We start from the raw sequence: 17,369 nt of genomic DNA, 5'->3' as shown, positions 1-17,369 counted from the left end.
GGACACTGACGGGGTGGTGCGAACAAGGGCAAGATGGGCCTGTCTCGTTGTTGCCTTTCGTCCAGCCTGCCCGGGGCATGGAGGCTTTGTCAATGGGAATCGAAGCGGCGGGTCCCAGCCGTTCTCAGTTCGGCGCGGGCAGGCCGCTGACGCCCGGCCGCGGCGGCTGCGAATGGCGCCTGAACTCGCGCGCGATGTGCACCAGCAGGGCCGCGAACACGATGCTCCCGCCGAGGATGGTCCGGCCGGAGGGGACTTCCGCATGGGCCAGCCACACCCACAGCGGCCCCAATATGGTCTCGAAGGTGCCGAGAAGTGCGGCCAGCGCGGCGGGGATCATGCGCGCCCCGGTGGCGAAACAGGCAAGGCCGAGGCCCAGGTTGACGACGCCGAAGGCGAACAGGAACCCCATGTCGCGGCCCGAGACCCCGAGCGCCGAAGCCTGCGACAGCGCGAAGGCGGCGGCGAAGATCGTGCCGAGGCAGGTGGCCGGCGTCATGCGCACATGGGAATAGCGGCGGGTGATGACGGTGGCCGTGGCGAGGGCGCAGGCGATGGCCAGGGCCAGCCCGTCGCCGACGGGCGAGACCGTGCCGCCGAGCGATTCCGACACCATCACCGCCACGCCGACGACGACGAAGAAAATGGCGACCCATGTGCCGCCCGACACCTTTTCGCGCAGGGCGATCCACGCGAACAGCGCCGCGATCAGCGGCACGCCGGCCTGGATCAGCAGGATGTTGGCGACCGTGGTGTAGGAGAGCGCCACGACGAAACTCGACGACGCTGTGGCGAAGCAGGCGGCCACGGCCAGCCCCGGCAGGCCCATGCCCCGAAACAGGCGCAGCGTTCCGCGCCAGCCGTCGCGCCAGACCATGAAGGCCAGCAGGAAGGCGGTGGCCCACACGGAGCGCCAGAAGATGACGGCCCATGGGTCCGGCGCCTCGATATAGCGGGCGATGGCGCCGCCAAGGCTCCACAGCAGGGCGGACAGGAAGACGAGGACGGCGCCGAGGCGCGTCTCGCGGGCGGATGATGCGGTATCGGCAGCCGCCGATTGTGCGAATTCAGCCATGCCGCACCTTCTCCTCCCCCGAAGCGCAACGCTGTGCCAGCACCGACACATAAGGTCCCGATCGGGATGGAGTAAGGTCCAGAACCGCCCCAAGCGTTGGCCTGCCGTTCAGCCTACTGGAAGTCGAAGGCGGACAGGCCCGTCACCATCTCGTCCAGACCCAGCGGGCGCGTCACCGGCGGGGCCGCCCGCGACAGGCAGCCCGGCCGCTCGCACAGCCGGCAGGCGGGACCGACGGGCGTCACGGCGACGCTGCCCGATGCGCCCGGCCCCCTGCCGGCCAGCGCGGCGCCATAGACGACCTCGTCCTTGTAGGCGATGTCGCAGCCGATGAGCAGGGCGGTGCGACGCGGCCGCTCGTTGAAGGCGCCCTGCGGCCCCTCCAGCGTGCGGGCCACGGTCAGGAATTCGGCGCCGTCCGGCATTTCCACCGCCTCGACGAAGATCTGGCCGGGCTGGGTGAAGGCGGCATGAACGGCAAGCTTGGGGCAGCCGCCGCCGAAGCGGCTGTGCGGGAAACCGACGCTGCCGGCCTTGCGGAAGGGGTGGCCGGCATTGTCCACCTCCAGCATGAAGAAGGGAACGCCGGCACTGCCCTGCCGCTGCAACATGGTCAGCCGGTTGGCCGCCTGTTCGAACGAAACGGAAAAGCGCGAGCGCAGCACGTCGACATCGTAGCGGGCGCGCTGGGCGGCGGCGAGGAACGCCTGGTAGGGCATCATCAGCGCATGGGCGGCGTAGCGGCCAAGCTCGAACCGGGCCAGCCGCCGCGCCTCGTCGCTGGACAGCTTCAGCGCCGCGATCTCGGCGGCGACGGCCACCGACATGCGCATCAGGCCGGCTTCCATCGCCACCTCGCGCAACTGGTCGAAGGGCGACAGCCGCTCCGACAGGAACAAGCGCTGCGAATGACGGTCGTAGCGGCGGCGCCAGTTGGGCATGGTCGCCACCGGCAGCACCCTGACGGTGATGCCGTGCTCGCGCTTCAGCCACCCTTTCAGCGTGCCGTAGAGGTCGTCGCCCGGCTCCAGCAGCCGGATGAAGGCCTCGGCCTCCTCCTCCAGCGCCGGATAGTGGTTCGGCCGCCGCTCGAACACCTCGTGCACCTCGTCCATCGGCAGGCGGGCGCCGGACAGCGCGGTGCCGCGCCCTTCCCGCGCCAGCAGCTCGTTGAGGTCCGACAGGCGCTCGGCCTGCTCGCGATAGGCACGGTAGAGCTTGATCATCGCCGCCGCCGCATTGGGCGCGGCCTCGGCCACCTCGACCAGCTCCTGCTCGCCCGGCAGTTCGCCTGCCAGCAGCGGGTCGGCGAACATTTCCCGCAGCGCGGCGATGGAACCGCCGGCCTCGGCCTGCAATTCCTCCGGCTCGACCTTGTAGACCGAGGCCAGCCGCAAAATGAGCTGCACGGTGAGCGGGCGCTGGTTGCGCTCGATCAGGTTGAGATAGGAGGGCGAGATGCCCAGCCCCTCGGCCATCGCCGTCTGGGTCAGCCCCTTGGCGTTGCGGATGCGGCGGATGCGGGGTCCGGCGAAGATTTTCTGTTCGGCCATGGCGAGGACATTTTACACGATTTTACAACATTTGACGCAGGAATTCGCGTCAGGTCGCTTTTACAGTTTTGACATCTTTACAAGCCCGTTCTGTCAAACGCAACACAGGTTTTCCTTTATTTACGGCGGAAATTCCCGGTTTTTCTCGCGTCTTTTGCAGCGCAATGTAAATCATGTCGTACCGGCACACACCAAGCCAGACGGCAAGGAAGTGCCCAGTATCTACATAACCGAAACGCTGGAGCCGCAAATGACCGATTTTTACAACCTCGTCCCGTCCGCGCCGGAAGGTCGCTTCGATGGCATCGAGCGCCCCTATACCCCGGAAGACGTGAAGCGGCTGCGCGGCTCGGTGCAGATCAAGTACACGCTGGCCGAGAACGGCGCCAACCGCCTGTGGAAGCTCATCCATGAGGAGGACTTCGTCAACGCGCTCGGCGCGCTCTCCGGCAACCAGGCCATGCAGATGGTCCGCGCCGGCCTGAAGGCCATCTACCTGTCCGGCTGGCAGGTCGCCGCCGACGCCAACACGGCCTCCGCCATGTATCCCGACCAGTCGCTCTACCCGGCCAACGCCGCGCCGGAACTGGCCAAGCGCATCAACCGCACCCTGCAGCGCGCCGACCAGATCGAGACGGCAGAAGGCAAGCTGTCGGTCGACACCTGGTTCGCGCCGATCGTCGCCGACGCCGAAGCCGGCTTCGGCGGCCCGCTCAACGCCTTCGAGATCATGAAGGCGTTCATCGAGGCCGGCGCCGCCGGCGTCCACTTCGAGGACCAGCTCGCCTCGGAGAAGAAGTGCGGCCATCTGGGCGGCAAGGTGCTGATCCCGACCGCGGCCCATATCCGCAACCTCAACGCCGCGCGGCTCGCCGCCGACGTCATGGGCACCCCGACGCTGATCGTCGCCCGCACCGATGCCGAGGCCGCCAAGCTGCTGACCTCCGACATCGACGAGCGCGACCAGCCCTTCGTGGACCATGATGCCGGCCGCACGGTGGAAGGCTTCTATCAGGTGAGAAACGGCATCGAGCCGTGCATTGCCCGCGCCATTTCCTATGCGCCGCATTGCGACCTGATCTGGATGGAGACCTCCAAGCCGGACCTGGCACAGGCAAGGAAGTTCGCCGAGGCGGTGCAGAAGGCGCATCCGGGCAAGCTGCTCGCCTACAACTGCTCGCCCTCGTTCAACTGGAAGAAGAACCTCGACGACGCCACCATCGCCAAGTTCCAGCGCGAGCTGGGCGCCATGGGCTACAAGTTCCAGTTCATCACGCTGGCCGGCTTCCACCAGCTCAACCACGGCATGTTCGAGCTGGCCCGCGGCTACAAGGACCGGCAGATGGCGGCCTATTCGGAGCTTCAGGAAGCCGAATTCGCCTCCGAGGCCAATGGCTACACGGCGACGAAGCACCAGCGCGAGGTCGGCACCGGCTATTTCGACGCCGTGTCGCTCGCCATCACCGGCGGCAAGTCGTCGACCACCGCCATGAAGGAATCCACCGAGCAGGCCCAGTTCAAGCCTGCCGCGGAATAGAAACCCAGCGCCGCAAGGCCGGCATTCCAAGGGAGAAGCGAAATGGCACAGATCACCCGCGTCAAGGAACGGGCTGAGGAACAGTCCTCGGCCATGAGCACCGACCAGCAGGCCGCGATCCGCATGCTGGCCAACGATCTGCACCGGATGAACCAGTCCGTGATGAAGGCCGTCGAGGCCGGCGTGTCGGTCGAGCTTGTCCGCTCGGCCCGCCACCACAGCGGTGACGGCAACTGGGGCGACCTGCTGATCCCGGTGATCGTGACCCAGGCCCACAAATAAGCCGCACACCCATGTGCCCGAAGGATATCCGACAGGGCGCATGGGAATGACAGAGGGCAATCCGGGCTCCCTGCCCAGCCTGAAGCCGCTCCCGCGATTTTCGCGAGGGCGGCTTCTTCTTCGTGAGACCGGCACCGGAAGCCGCGCCGCCCGCCCGCCGCCGGTTTCTTATCGCTTGACAGGATGAGCGAGGTCACCCAAAAGAGAAATGGTTTCAACCCTGCATTGAGTAGATGGTGTAGGTCGGATTGTCTTCGTATCTCGAACACGATGGCAGCATGGGCTCCGGACGCGCCATGCCCGTGGACGCGGACGGCGCTGCCGACCTGTCCAGGGTCATGGTCGTGGGCCGGTCCCGCATAACGCAGGTTGTGGTCTCCAAGATCATCGAGGGCCTGGGGTTGAAGCCGTTCAGTGAATCGCCCGAAACCGCAATCACGGCCCTGAACTCGCTGCTGCCGGGCATCATCGTGCTCGACGGCGGCTCCGAAAACCGCGACTGCGAGGCGCTGATGCCGGCGCTGGCTTCGCTGCGCCGCGCCACAGGCGGAATTCGGCCGGCGCTGGTGCTGCTGTCCACCCGCGTGGCGACGCCCGAAACCCTGTCCAGCCTCATCGATGCGGTGGTGGCCAAGCCGATCACGCCCGAGCAGTTGCAGCCGGTGCTCAGCCGCCTGGCGAGCTGAACCTTTCCCGTTCCCGCCGCTTTTTTCGTCGTGGAGCGGCAATGCGCCCTGCCAATTCCTTCAAGGCCATGTATATCGCTTGGCAAGGAGCGGCCGGTGCGGATTTGCGGATGCGCCGGGGCCGCAGGTGGAGAGGATTGCCGAAGAGGATTGCCCATGACCATCGACGCGCTTTTCGACACCGGCGCCGGCCCGCAGGCCGAGGCCGCGGCTTCGATCACCATCCCGCGTCCCGACGACTGGCACATCCACCTGCGTGACGGGGCCATGCTTGCGGCGGTGCTGCCCTATACGGCGGCGCAGTTCGCGCGCGGCATCATCATGCCCAATCTGGTGCCGCCGGTGGTGACGGTGGCGGATGCCGTGGCCTATCGCGGCCGCATCCTCGCCAACCGTCCGCAAGGCTCGGACTTCGAGCCGCTGATGACCTGCTACCTCACTGACCGTACCGATCCCGACGAGATCGAGCGCGGCTTCGCCGAGCGGGTGTGGATCGCCGCCAAGCTCTATCCGGCCGGCGCCACCACCAATTCCAGCCATGGTGTGGCCGATCTCGCCGGGCTGTCCCCGGTTCTGGAGCGGATGGAGAAGATCGGCATGCCGGTGCTGATCCATGGCGAATCGACCGACCCGGATGTCGACATCTTCGACCGCGAGGAGGTGTTCATGGACAACACCCTGCTGCCGATGCTGAAGCGGCATCAGGGCCTCAAGGTCGCGGTCGAGCACGCCACCACCTCCGGCACGGTCGACATCGTGCGCGCCCATGCGCCGCGCGTGGCGGCGACGATCACGCCGCACCATCTGGTCATCAACCGCACCTCGATCTTCCAGGGCGGCCTGCGCCCGCATCTCTACTGCCTGCCGGTGGCCAAGCGCGAGAGCCATCGTCTGGCGCTGCGCAAGGCGGTCACCTCCGGCGAAAGCTGCTTCATGATCGGCACCGACAGCGCCCCGCACATGCGCTCGGCCAAGCAGGCCGAATGCTGTTCGGCCGGCGTGTTCGGCGGCGTCACCGCGCTCCAGACCTATGTCCAGGTGTTCGACGAGGAAGGCGCGCTCGACCGCTTCGAGGCCTTCGCTTCGCTGAACGGCGCCCGCTTCCATGGGCTGGAGCCGAACAGGGGCACGATCACGCTGGTCAAGAAGCCGGGCATCGCCGTGGCCGCCGTGCCGATCGGCGACGAGGACATCGTCGTGTTCCGCGGCGGCGAGACGTTGCCCTGGTCGGTCGGAAAGGTCGGTTAGAACCTTTCCGCTTTTCCTCGAATCGCGAAAACGCTCCACTTTCTTATTTACGCAATTCCGAACGCAAAACCGCTTCACACTTTTTGCCGAAACTGCTTTAGCCACCCATCGCGGCGCGCGGCAGACAGATCAGGTCGCCGAAGCGGGCGCGCAGGCGCTCGTCCATGGCGCGCGGCACGTGGCGGGGAAAGCGGGCGGCAAGCACGCGCTGCTTTTCCGCCACCGCGCGCAGGACAATGTCGGGGCGGCCCTTCTCCTCCCATTCGCGCGGCGACCAGCGCTCGCCGACCAGCGGGTGGAACTGGCCGGAACGGGCAAGCTTCACCGTCTGGGGATGGCTGAGATAATGGCCGGGGCCATCCAGGCAGGTTTCGGCGATGACGGCGGCGGAAAGCTGCCCGGCATCGACGTCCATGCCGGCCCGGCCGTGCAGGCACAGGCCGAGCATGTCGTTGTCGATGATGAGGCTTTCCAGGCAAAAGCCGAGCAGCGAGGCATGCATGCCGGCCGCCTCATAGACCAGATCGGCGCCGCTGAGGGCGGCGATCAGATCGGTGATGCCCTTCTCGTAGCCAGACTGGACATCGGGCAGCTTGGCGTCGGTCATGCCGGCCGCCGTGCCGCATGGCAGATCGTAGAAACGGGCCATCTGGGCGCAGGCGACGCCGAGCATCGCCTGCTCGGCCGAGCCGCCGGCCATGGCGCCGGTGCGCCGGTCGGAGGCGAAGGGCCAGGCCCCGAAGATCGCCGGATGGCCGGGGCGCAGCGCATTGACATAGACCAGCGCGGCCAGCACTTCGGCCACCGTCTGCACCACCGCCCCGGCCAGCGCCGCGGGCGCGGTGGCGCCGACCTGCCCCACCGAAAGCAGCAGGACCGGCAGGCCGCCCTTCACGCATTCCTCCAGCACGCCGCAGGCATCCTCGGCGAACTTCATCGGCGAGACGACGAAAGCGTTGGAGTTGGAGACGAAGGGGCGGGCGCGGAACTTCTCCTCGCCGCCGGCGATCATGTAGAGCATCTCCAGCGCCGGCTTCACGTTCCCGCGCACCGTGAACGAGGTGCCGACATGCTTGGAGGTGCCGCTCACGCAGGCATAGAGCGTGTTGAAATCCAGCTCCAGCGGATCGGCGATGTCGCGCGCCACCATGGGGCGCTGGAAGAAATGGATGTTGTCCAGCCCCTCGGCCAGCCGGGCGGCGTCGTAGATGTCCCGCAGGCGCGATTCCCGATAGGTGCGCTCCCCCGCATCGACGAGGTTCACGGCGACGCCGGCGGTGCCGTAGTAAACCCGCCGGCCGTCGAGCCGCATGTCGTGCCGGGGGTGCTGCCCGTGCAGCGTGATGTGGCGGGCGGCTCGCCCGATCGTGTCGAGCACCAGGTTGCGCGGAAAGCGGATGCGCCCGTCCGTACCCAGTTCCGCACCGATGCCGGTCAGCGCCGCAATGCAGGAGGGAATGGCATCGGCGAAGCCCACCGTTTCCAGAACGGTGAGCACCGCTTCATGGATGCGCTCGATATCGTTCGGGCCCAACGGCAGGTAGCCGCCACCCGGCACGGCCGGCCGCGCCGGGGAATCGCTGTCGGCCGGCGACGTCTTCTTCATGGCCGCATCTCCCGCGTCAGGGCCACACCTTGCCGACTATGCAGCGTGGCGCCGCCCCGGCGATGAGCCAGCTTGCCGGGTCTTCTGTGCCAAAGCGTTGGCTCAGGCGGCGGCGGGCCGGCGGCCGGCAGCGGTGGCCAGTTCGCGGATGCCCGGCTCGATATGCTGCAAGGCGATCGACGAGATGCCCAGCCGCACGAAGCGCGACGGCTTGTCGGCATGCCCGAAATAGCGGTCGCCGGGCTCGATGATGACGCTGCGGCTGGCGGCGGCGGCGGCAAGGTCGCGCACATTGATGCCGCGCGGCCCCTCCAGCCACACCGAGGTGCCGCCCGCCGGGTGCGGCGCATGCCACTCCGGCAGGAAGGCCGAAACCGCCTGCTCGAGCCGCTTGCGCCGCTCCTCGAAGGCGCTCGACAGGCGCCGCACCAGCGCCTCGTGATGGCCGAGCGACAGGAACAGGGCGACGGCGCGCTGGTTGTTGGCCGGCGGGTGGCGCAGCATGAAGCGGCGCAGGGCCCGCAGCTCCGAGATCAGCCCGGCGGACGCGACGATGTAGCCGAGGCGCAGGCCCGGCGCGAGGGTCTTGGACATGGAGCCGACATAGACGACGCGGCCCGAGCGATCGATGCTCTTCAGCGCCTGCTGGGGCGCATTGTCCAGCAACTGGCTGTCATAGCCGTCCTCGATGATGATCTGGTTGTGGCGGTTGGCGCGGTCGAGCAGGTCCTGCCGACGCGCCTCCGACAGCGACACCATGGTCGGGCAATGGTGGCTCGGCGTCACGAACACGAAGCCGGCATCGGACGGAATCCGGTCGGTGACGATGCCCGAACCGTCGACCGGCACCGGCACGGTTTCGGCGCCGGCCAGGTTGAAGATGGAGCGCGCGTCGGGATAGCCCGGCTCCTCCATCGCCACCCTGGAACCCTTGCCCATCAGCAGCGTGGCCAGCATGTAGAGCGCGTTCTGCGCCCCCAGCGTGACGATGATCTCGTCGGGATTGGCGAAGATGCCGCGGCGCGGCAAAAGGCGCGCCTGGATCTGCTCGATCAGCAGCGGATCGTCGCGGTCGACCATGTCGGAGGCCCAGTTGCGGATCTCCAGCACGGCCAGCGCCATGCGATTGCATTCGCGCCATTCGGCGGTCGGGAACAGCGCCGGATCGAACTGGCCGTAGACGAACGGGTAGGACGACTTAATCCAGTTCTCGTGCTTGTTGGGCGGCGGCATGTCGGAGGCGGCGATGCGGCGGCGCGCCTTCCAGTCGATCTCGTTGGCCTGTTCCGGCGCCTTCTGCGGCCGGGCCGGCGTCGCCAGCACGTCGGGATTGACGAAATGGCCGCGCCGCTCGCGCGCGATCAGGAAGCCCTGGTCGACCAGTTGCTGGAAGGCCAGCACCACGGTGCCGCGCGCCACGCCCAGCTTCTCGGCCAGGATGCGGCAGGACGGCAGCGGCATCGACGCGGCGATCTGCCGGTCGAGAATGGCGGCGACGATGGCCTGCCGGATCTGGGCCTGAAGGGTCTGCCCCGAATCGGCGGATATGCGGAAAAGGCCCGACCAGATGGTCGCATCGTTTCGCTGGGACATGCAAACCTCCCCGGTGGACAGTCTTTTTCGACTATGTGGACCAGTGGAGTGTCGCTTGGCCCAAGCAATTAAGCCAATCAATTATTCTGATCCTATGGATTTATGCCAGTGATCGATCAGGCGGAAAATCGACGCAAAACAGCTATTGAATCGATTTAAATTCGGAACCATAAGGATGGCGCATCGTGCCGGCCCGAAACGCAGGGCGGGAAGGGTGTTCCATCCGCCGGGTGAAACGCTCTACAGTCCGCCGCGAGCCGTTCCGGGCGGGTGGCCGCCTTTCGCAACATCATCGGAGATGTCCGTGGACCGTTCCTCTTTCGACCGCATCCTTGCCGAGCTTCACCAGCACCGCACCGCAGAACCGGTGGACGTCCGTGCCGCCTTCCGCGCCGACCCGGGGCGTTTCGCCCGCTTTTCCGCGTCCGACGGCGACATGCTGCTCGACTGGTCGAAATGCGCCGTCGACGACGCCACCATGGATCTGCTTGGCAAACTGGCGGGAGCCGCCGGCGTGGAAGCGCGGCGCGACGCCATGTTCGACGGTGCCCACATCAACATCACCGAGGATCGCGCCGTCCTCCACACCGCGCTGCGCAATCCCGGCGCCGAAGGGCCGGTCGTCGACGGCCAGGACGTCGGCGCCGACGTCGCCGCGGTGCTGGATGCGATGAGCGCCTTCGCCGACGCCGTCCGCAGCGGCAAGGCCGGCGGCGCGACGGGCAAGGCGATCACCGACATCGTCAATATCGGCATCGGCGGCTCCGATCTCGGGCCGGTCATGGTGACGCTGGCACTGGCCCCCTACCATGACGGACCGCGCGCCCACTATGTCTCCAACATCGACGGCGCCCACATCCACGACACGCTGCAGGGGCTCGACCCGGAAACCACGCTGGTCATCGTCGCCTCCAAGACCTTCACCACGGTCGAGACCATGACCAATGCCGAGACCGCCAGGCGCTGGATCGAGACGGCGCTGGGCAAGGAGGCGGTGGGGCACCATTTCGCCGCCGTGTCGACGGCGCTCGATCGGGTCGCGGCCTTCGGCATCGCGCCGGAGCGCGTGTTCGGCTTCTGGGACTGGGTCGGCGGGCGCTATTCGGTGTGGGGCGCCATCGGCCTGCCGGTGATGATCGCGGTCGGCCCGCAGCGGTTCCGCGAATTGCTGGCCGGCGCCCACGCGATGGACGAGCACTTCCGCACCGTACCGCTGGAGCGGAACCTGCCGGCCCTGCTCGGCCTCGTCGGCTGGTGGCACCGGGTGGTGTGCGCCTGTCCGGCCCGCGCCGTCATTCCCTACGACCAGCGCCTGTCGCGGCTGCCCGCCTATCTCCAGCAGCTCGACATGGAATCGAACGGCAAGGGCACGGCCCTCGACGGCAAGCCGGTCGCCACGCCTACCGGCCCGCTGGTATGGGGCGAGCCCGGCACCAACGGCCAGCACGCCTTCTTCCAGCTGCTCCATCAGGGCACCGACATCATCCCGGTCGAATTCCTCGTCGCCGCCAACGGCCACGAACCGGAGCTGAAGCACCAGCACGACCTGCTGCTGGCCAACTGCCTGGCCCAGTCGGAGGCGCTGATGAAGGGCCGCACGCTGGAGGAGGCCCGCGTCCAGATGCTGGCCAAGGGCATGGAGGCGGCAAAGGTGGACGAGATCGCGCCGCACCGGGTGTTTTCCGGCAACCGGCCGTCGATCACCATCCTCTACCGGCTGCTCGATCCGGCCACGCTCGGGCGGCTGATCGCGCTCTACGAACACCGGGTCTTCGTCGAGGGCGTGCTTTACAACATCAATTCTTTCGACCAATGGGGGGTCGAACTGGGCAAGGAACTGGCGACACAATTGCTGCCTGTCGTGGAAGGCAAGGAGAATGCCGCGGGCAGGGATGCCTCGACGGCCGGACTGGTGGAACACATCCTCCAGTTGAAGGAGAGGTGAGGACTTGGCCGGCATCAAGGGAATCCTGTTCGACAAGGACGGCACGCTCGTCGACTTCCACGCGACCTGGTCGGCCGTGGCCGAGCTGATGGCGATGGAGGCCTCGGGCGGCGATGCGGTCAGGGCCGGCAGCCTGCTGCTGGCGGCCGGGCTCGACCCCGAGACGCACATGTTCAAGGCCGATTCGGTGTTCGCGGCCGGTACCAATCTCGACATCATCGAATTGTGGTTCCCCGAACTGTCGCGGCGCGAGCAGCTCGACGCGGTCGAGCGCTTCAACCTGATCACCACCGAAAAGGGGGCGGCCATGGCGGTCGCCCTGCCGGGCGTGGTCGACGCGCTGGGCAGCCTGCATGCGCGCGCCTACCGGCTCGGCGTGGCGACCAACGATTCCACGCTCGGCTGCGAGAAGACGCTGGCCGCGCTCGGCATCGCCCAGCTCTTCGAGGCCGCCTATGGCTACGACGCGGTGGCCAATGCCAAGCCGGCGCCCGATACGGTGCAGGCGTTCTGCGACCTCACCGGCTTGAGGCCATCCGAGATCGCCATGGTCGGCGACAACCGCCACGACCTCGACATGGCGCGCGCCGGGGGCTGCGGGCTGGCCATCGGCGTGCTGTCGGGCACCGGCACGCACGCCTCGCTTGCACCGCTGGCCGACGTGGTGCTGGAATCCGCCGCCGATCTTCCCGGCTATCTGGCCTCGATCTGAACCGTTCGCCTAAGAATGAGACTTAAGCCCGGAGGAACGGGATGATCCCCACCCTGCACCGCCCGGTCGCGGTCTTCGACGCCGGCATCGGCAGCTACGCCATCGTCGCCGAAATCCACAAGGCATTCCCCAGCCAGGACATCCTCTATTTCGCCGACCGCGCCAGCTTCCCCTATGGCGGCAAGGGCCGCGACGAATTGCTGGCGGTGATGCGGCGCTCCATCTCCTTCCTCTCCCGCCATGAGCCGAGCGCCATCGTCATCGCCTCCAACGCACCGTCGATCATGGTGCTCGACGAATTGCGGGGCGAGACGAGCCTGCCCCTGTTCGGCGTGCACCCGCCGCTGGAAAGGGCGCTGGCGCAGTCCGGCACCGGCCGGGTCGGCATATTGGGGGTCCAATCGCTGGTCGAAAGCCCGATGCTGGCCGGTTTCGTGGCGGCCCGGGCGCCGCAGCCGGGCCGGGTCGCGCTGATCAACGCCTCGCCCATGGTCGAGCTGGTCGAGGACGGATCCTTCCTGTTCGATCCGGCCGGCACGCAGCGGCGCGTCGATGCCTTCATGCGCGACGTGGGCGACCGGCATCCGGGCATCGACGTCTTCACCCTGTCGAGCACCCACCTGCCCTGGCTTGCCGGCTTCTTCGCCGCCGCCTGCCCAAAGGCCGCATTCCTCGACCCCGCCGCCGACGTGGTGGCCGCCCTGCGGCCCGAAGAAGGCGGCAGCGGCGCCATTGCCGGGCTGGTCACCGAAAGCCCGCGCTACGACCTCGCCTCGTTCCGGGCCATGCTGGACAAGGTGGGCGTCGAGATTCCGCTTGCGGCGGTGACCGTCGACTGACGGTCACCGCACAGGCCGACGGATCAGGAATCGCGCAGTTCGCGCCGCAATATCTTGCCCACCGGCGTCTTCGGCAGCTCGTCGCGGAACTCGATATATTTCGGCCGCTTGTAGCCGGTGAGGTTGTCCTTGCAGTAGGCGATCAGCGTCTCGACGGTGAGGTTCGGATCGCGCCGCACCACATAGAGCTTCGGCACCTCGCCGGACTTCTCGTCCGGCACGCCGATGGCCGCCGCCTCCAGCACGCCCGGATGGCTGGCCGCCACCTCCTCAAGCTCGTTGGGATAGACGTTGAAGCCCGAAACCAGGATCATGTCCTTCTTGCGGTCGACGATCTTGGTGAAGCCGCCCTTGTCCATGAAGCCCATGTCGCCGGACTTGAAGAAGCCGTCGGCGGTCATGACCTTCTCGGTTTCCTCGGGCCGGTTCCAGTAGCCGGCCATCACCTGCGGGCCGCGGATGCAGATTTCGCCGACCTCGCCCAGTGGCAGGTCCCGTCCGTCGTCGTCCCGGATGGCGATCTCGGTCGAGGGGATCGGCAGGCCGATGGTGCCGGTGAAGTCCGGCGACGAGCATTTGTTGGCCGTCGCCACCGGCGAGGTCTCCGACAGGCCATAGCCTTCGGTGATGTGGTTGCCGGTCAGCGCCTTCCAGCGGTCGGCGACGCCCTGCTGCACGGCCATGCCGCCGCCCAGCGACAGCACCAGCGAGCTGAAGTTCAGCTTGCGGAACTCCTCATTGTTGAGCAGCGCGTTGAACAGCGTGTTGAGGCCGGGGAAGATGTTGAAGGAGTGCTTGCCCAGTTCCTTGACGAAGGCCGGTATGTCGCGCGGATTGGGAATGAGCACGTTGAGCGCGCCCTGCTGCATGCCCATCAGCGCGTTCACCGTCAGCGCGAAGATGTGGTAGAGCGGCAGCGCGCAGACATAGACCTGATGCGCCGGCTTCGGCTTGACCGTGAAGGCGTCCTCCACCCACATCGAAAGCTGCAGGACATTGGCCAGCACATTGCGATGCAGCAGCGTGGCGCCCTTGGCGACGCCGGTGGTGCCGCCGGTATATTGCAGGAAGGCGATGTCGTCGGGGCCGACATCGACGGGTTTCAGCGTCCGACCGGCCCCCGCCTTCAGCGCAGCGTTGAAACGGATGTGCCCGGGCAGCGACCACGCCGGCACCAGCTTCTTCACCCGCCGCACCACCAGGTTGACCAGCGCGCCCTTGAGACCGAGCAGGTCGCCCATGGCGGCGACCACCACATGCTTCACCCCGGTCCTGCCGATGGCCGCCTGCAAGGTGGCGGCGAAGTTCTCCAGGATGACGATGGCCTCGGCGCCCGAATCCTTGAGCTGGTGCTGCAGTTCGCGCGCCGTGTAGAGCGGGTTGACGTTGACGACGACATAGCCGGCCCTGAGCACGGCCATCATCGCCACAGGATATTGCAGCACGTTGGGCATCATCAGCGCCACGCGCGCGCCCTTCTTCAGGCCCAGCGACTGGAGATAGGCCCCGAAGGCCGCCGACATCCGCTCCAGCTCGGCGAAGGACACCGTCTTGCCCATACTGGAGAAGGCGGGATTGCCGCCGTAGCGCTTGCAGGAGTCCACCAGCAGCCCGCCGATCGAAGGCGACGGCAGCGGTCCGATCTCGGCCGCCACATTGGCGGGATAGGAGGCCAGCCACGGCTTTTCCGGCCTGCCGGTCCCAATCTTGCCCGCCTCATCCTTGCCGGCGCGCTTCGGCGCGGCCTTCGCCGCCGCCGCGATTTCGGCGACCGCCGCCGCGGCCGCAGGCCTTGCCGGCGCGGGCTTGCTGCGGGCCGGTTTCCTTGCGGCCGGCGCGGCTACGGCCGGCCGGGAGGCCGGGTTGCCAGCCGCCGGCTTTTTCCGGGTGGATGTCTTCACGGCCGGCGCGGCAGCGGGCTTCGCAGCCGTGCGGGCGCCTTTCGACGCAGGGCTGGCGTCCGTCTTCGAAGCCGAGGCAGCGCCTGGCTTGGCCGCCGGTTTTTCCGCAGCCTTGGCCGGCTTGGCGGTCGCTGCCTTGTCGGCGGCCGGCCTGGGCGCGGTCTTGCCGACCGCCGGGACAGAAGCCTTCGCCACGGCCGGTTTCTTTTGCGTCGCCTTCGGTGCCGGCTTTGCCGCCGCGGCCTTGGCAGTCGCCTTTGCGCCGGATGTTTCCGCCGCCGCCCTCGTCCGTGCCGGCTGCGCGCCGGCGGCGCTCTCCGACCCGGTGGCCGCCGTCTTCTTCGCTGGACCCTTCGTTGCCTTGGCCAATGCATCCTCCCTGGTTAGGTTTCGGGGATGCCGTTCGAGCCGGCCCGCTTCCTGCCGGGGAAGCGCCTCCCCGCTGGCCATTCTTCCTCGAAGAACCGCCTCTTCCACCCTGCACCTGCTATCTATGGCGACAAATCCGCGCCATGCAAGTCGTGCCGCAGCGGCAGGACGGTGCGAATCTTTCGCGGCGCGCGCATCGGCGGAACCGGGGACCGGCCGAGCAAAGACGCCGCCGGTCATATTAGATCGCAAGTATTGGCCTTGATTTTCACAGAATTACCCAAAACAGGCGGTGTCGGAAATTTTATTCGCGTTACGCTGGGGCAGATCGACAGGGAGTTCCAAAGCCGGGAAAACGGTGCTTATATGCCGGCTTCACCAGGCTGATAAAAACTGGGCTTGGGAAAATATCAGGGAGTCCTCAATGACCAAGAAGCTGACTATTGCAGCCGCTCTGCTGGCTGCAACCGTCATGGGTGGAGCAGCCAACGCGAAAACCTTCGTCTACTGTTCGGAAGGATCGCCGGAAGGCTTCGATCCGGGTATGTATACGGCAGGCACCACCTTCGACGCCGCCGCCCATACCGTCTACAACCGTCTGCTCGAGTTCAAGCCGGGCACGACCGAGACCGAACCGGGCCTCGCCGAGAGCTGGGAGATTTCCGACGACGGCCTCGAATACACGTTCAAGCTTCGCCAGGGCGTCAAGTTCCAGACCACCGAATTCTTCACGCCGAGCCGTGACCTCAACGCCGATGACGTGGTGTTCTCCTTCGACCGCCAGCTCAACACCAACAATCCGTGGAACCAGTACGTGGCCGGCGCCTCGTGGGAATATGCCAACGGCATGGGCTTCCCGACGCTGATCAAGTCGGTCGAGAAGGTTGACGACAGCACCGTCAAGGTCACCCTCAACCAGCCGGAAGCGCCGTTCCTCGCCAACCTCGCCATGCCGTTCATGTCGATCGTGTCGAAGGAATATGCCGACAAGCTGGAAGCCGAGGGCAAGAAGGAGCAGATGAACCAGATGCCGGTCGGCACCGGTCCGTTCGCCTTCGTCGCCTATCAGCAGGATGCCGTCATCCGCTACAAGGCCAACCCCGACTACTGGGGCGGCAAGCAGAAGATCGACGACCTCGTCTTCGCCATCACCACCGATGCCGCCGTGCGCTACCAGAAGCTGAAGGCCGGCGAATGCCACCTGATGCCGTTCCCGAACGCGGCCGACGTCGAAGCCATGAAGGCCGATCCGAACCTCAAGGTGATGGAGCAGGAAGGCCTCAACATCGCCTATCTCGCCTACAACACCACCCAGGCGCCGTTCGACAAGGTCGAGGTGCGCAAGGCGCTCAACATGGCCATCAACAAGAAGGCCATCGTCGACGCGGTGTTCCAGGGCGCGGCCACGGAAGCCAAGAACCCGATCCCGCCGACCATGTGGTCCTACAACGACGCCATCCAGGACGACGCCTACGATCCGGATGCGGCCAAGAAGATGCTGGAGGACGCCGGCGTCAAGGACCTTTCGATGAAGGTCTGGGCGATGCCCGTGTCGCGGCCCTACATGCTCAACGCGCGCCGCGCCGCCGAGCTGATCCAGTCCGACTTCGCCAAGATCGGCGTCAAGGTCGAAGTGGTCTCCTATGAGTGGGCCGAATATCTCGACCGCTCCAAGGCCAAGGACCGCGACGGCGCGGTGATCCTCGGCTGGACCGGCGACAACGGCGACCCGGACAACTTCCTGCACACCCTGCTCGGCTGCGACGCAGTGGGCGGCAACAACCGCGCCCAGTGGTGCAACGAAGAGTTCAACGACCTCGTCGTGAAGGCCAAGGCGACCACCGATCAGGCCGAGCGCACCAAGCTCTACGAGCAGGCGCAGGAAGTCTTCAAGCGCGAGGCCCCGTGGGCCACGCTCGACCACTCGCTGTCGGTCGTGCCGATGCGCAAGGAGGTCGAAGGCTTCCACCAGAGCCCGCTCGGCGACTTCGCCTTCGAGGGCGTCGACCTCGTCGAGTAACCC

Annotated in this window: 14 protein-coding genes; 9 read left to right on the top strand and 5 right to left on the bottom strand. The window is 66.9% G+C overall.

Annotation, left to right across the window (positions count from 1 at the left end; translation table 11 throughout):
* Positions 1–124 precede the first annotated feature (124 nt).
* Together ACVCNR_RS10535 and ACVCNR_RS10530 are read right to left on the bottom strand one after the other, a co-directional pair.
* The gene (locus ACVCNR_RS10535; protein ID WP_354198137.1) at positions 125–1,075 is read right to left on the bottom strand and encodes a DMT family transporter; all 951 of its coding nucleotides are present in this window, start codon (positions 1,073–1,075) and stop codon (positions 125–127) included.
* A gap of 113 nt (positions 1,076–1,188) precedes the next feature.
* Entirely contained in the window at positions 1,189–2,628 is a 1,440-nt protein-coding gene (locus tag ACVCNR_RS10530; RefSeq protein WP_447074729.1) for a helix-turn-helix domain-containing protein, read from the bottom strand.
* Positions 2,629–2,878: 250 nt separating this feature from the next.
* Between ACVCNR_RS10530 and aceA the strand changes: the two genes are divergently transcribed.
* The 4 genes from aceA (at position 2,879) to pyrC (ending at position 6,381) form a co-directional block, all read left to right on the top strand.
* Positions 2,879–4,165, top strand: a complete 1,287-nt coding sequence (aceA, locus tag ACVCNR_RS10525; RefSeq protein WP_354198133.1) for an isocitrate lyase — start codon at positions 2,879–2,881, stop codon at positions 4,163–4,165.
* A 42-nt stretch (positions 4,166–4,207) separates the two neighbouring features.
* Positions 4,208–4,447, top strand: coding sequence for an SMc00767 family acetate metabolism repressor (locus ACVCNR_RS10520; RefSeq protein WP_354198131.1), 240 nt, complete (start codon positions 4,208–4,210; stop codon positions 4,445–4,447).
* Between the two features lie 278 nt (positions 4,448–4,725).
* The gene (locus ACVCNR_RS10515) at positions 4,726–5,133 is read left to right on the top strand and encodes a response regulator (RefSeq protein ID WP_354198129.1); all 408 of its coding nucleotides are present in this window, start codon (positions 4,726–4,728) and stop codon (positions 5,131–5,133) included.
* Between the two features lie 156 nt (positions 5,134–5,289).
* Positions 5,290–6,381, top strand: a complete 1,092-nt coding sequence (pyrC, locus tag ACVCNR_RS10510) for a dihydroorotase (protein WP_447074727.1) — start codon at positions 5,290–5,292, stop codon at positions 6,379–6,381.
* A 97-nt stretch (positions 6,382–6,478) separates the two neighbouring features.
* Here the strand turns inward: pyrC and ACVCNR_RS10505 are convergent, their stop codons facing one another.
* The gene (locus tag ACVCNR_RS10505; RefSeq protein ID WP_354198125.1) at positions 6,479–7,987 is read right to left on the bottom strand and encodes a trimethylamine methyltransferase family protein; all 1,509 of its coding nucleotides are present in this window, start codon (positions 7,985–7,987) and stop codon (positions 6,479–6,481) included.
* Between the two features lie 102 nt (positions 7,988–8,089).
* Complete coding sequence (gene pdxR / locus ACVCNR_RS10500) at positions 8,090–9,580, bottom strand: MocR-like pyridoxine biosynthesis transcription factor PdxR (RefSeq protein ID WP_354198123.1); 1,491 nt, start codon at positions 9,578–9,580, stop codon at positions 8,090–8,092.
* Between the two features lie 298 nt (positions 9,581–9,878).
* Between pdxR and pgi the strand changes: the two genes are divergently transcribed.
* Genes pgi through ACVCNR_RS10485 form a run of 3 tightly spaced genes read left to right on the top strand, consistent with a single transcriptional unit; the run spans position 9,879 to position 13,076 of the window.
* On the top strand, positions 9,879–11,525 hold the full coding sequence (gene pgi, locus ACVCNR_RS10495; protein WP_354198122.1) for a glucose-6-phosphate isomerase: 1,647 nt from the start codon (positions 9,879–9,881) through the stop codon (positions 11,523–11,525).
* Positions 11,526–11,529: 4 nt separating this feature from the next.
* A complete protein-coding gene (locus ACVCNR_RS10490; protein WP_354198121.1) occupies positions 11,530–12,237 on the top strand; it encodes an HAD family hydrolase in 708 nt (235 codons plus the stop codon).
* A 41-nt stretch (positions 12,238–12,278) separates the two neighbouring features.
* Complete coding sequence (locus tag ACVCNR_RS10485) at positions 12,279–13,076, top strand: glutamate racemase (protein WP_447074726.1); 798 nt, start codon at positions 12,279–12,281, stop codon at positions 13,074–13,076.
* 23 nt (positions 13,077–13,099) lie between these two features.
* Here the strand turns inward: ACVCNR_RS10485 and ACVCNR_RS10480 are convergent, their stop codons facing one another.
* On the bottom strand, positions 13,100–15,172 hold the full coding sequence (locus ACVCNR_RS10480) for a long-chain-fatty-acid--CoA ligase (protein WP_447075677.1): 2,073 nt from the start codon (positions 15,170–15,172) through the stop codon (positions 13,100–13,102).
* A gap of 201 nt (positions 15,173–15,373) precedes the next feature.
* Here ACVCNR_RS10480 and ACVCNR_RS10475 point away from each other — a divergent pair, with 201 nt between their 5' ends.
* Together ACVCNR_RS10475 and ACVCNR_RS10470 are read left to right on the top strand one after the other, a co-directional pair.
* Entirely contained in the window at positions 15,374–15,733 is a 360-nt protein-coding gene (locus ACVCNR_RS10475; protein WP_447074725.1) for a hypothetical protein, read from the top strand.
* 37 nt (positions 15,734–15,770) lie between these two features.
* Complete coding sequence (locus tag ACVCNR_RS10470) at positions 15,771–17,366, top strand: ABC transporter substrate-binding protein (RefSeq protein ID WP_354198115.1); 1,596 nt, start codon at positions 15,771–15,773, stop codon at positions 17,364–17,366.
* Positions 17,367–17,369 lie beyond the last annotated feature (3 nt).

This window comes from Aquamicrobium terrae, assembly GCF_052978165.1.
This window is presented reverse-complemented; position numbering and strand designations above follow the sequence as displayed.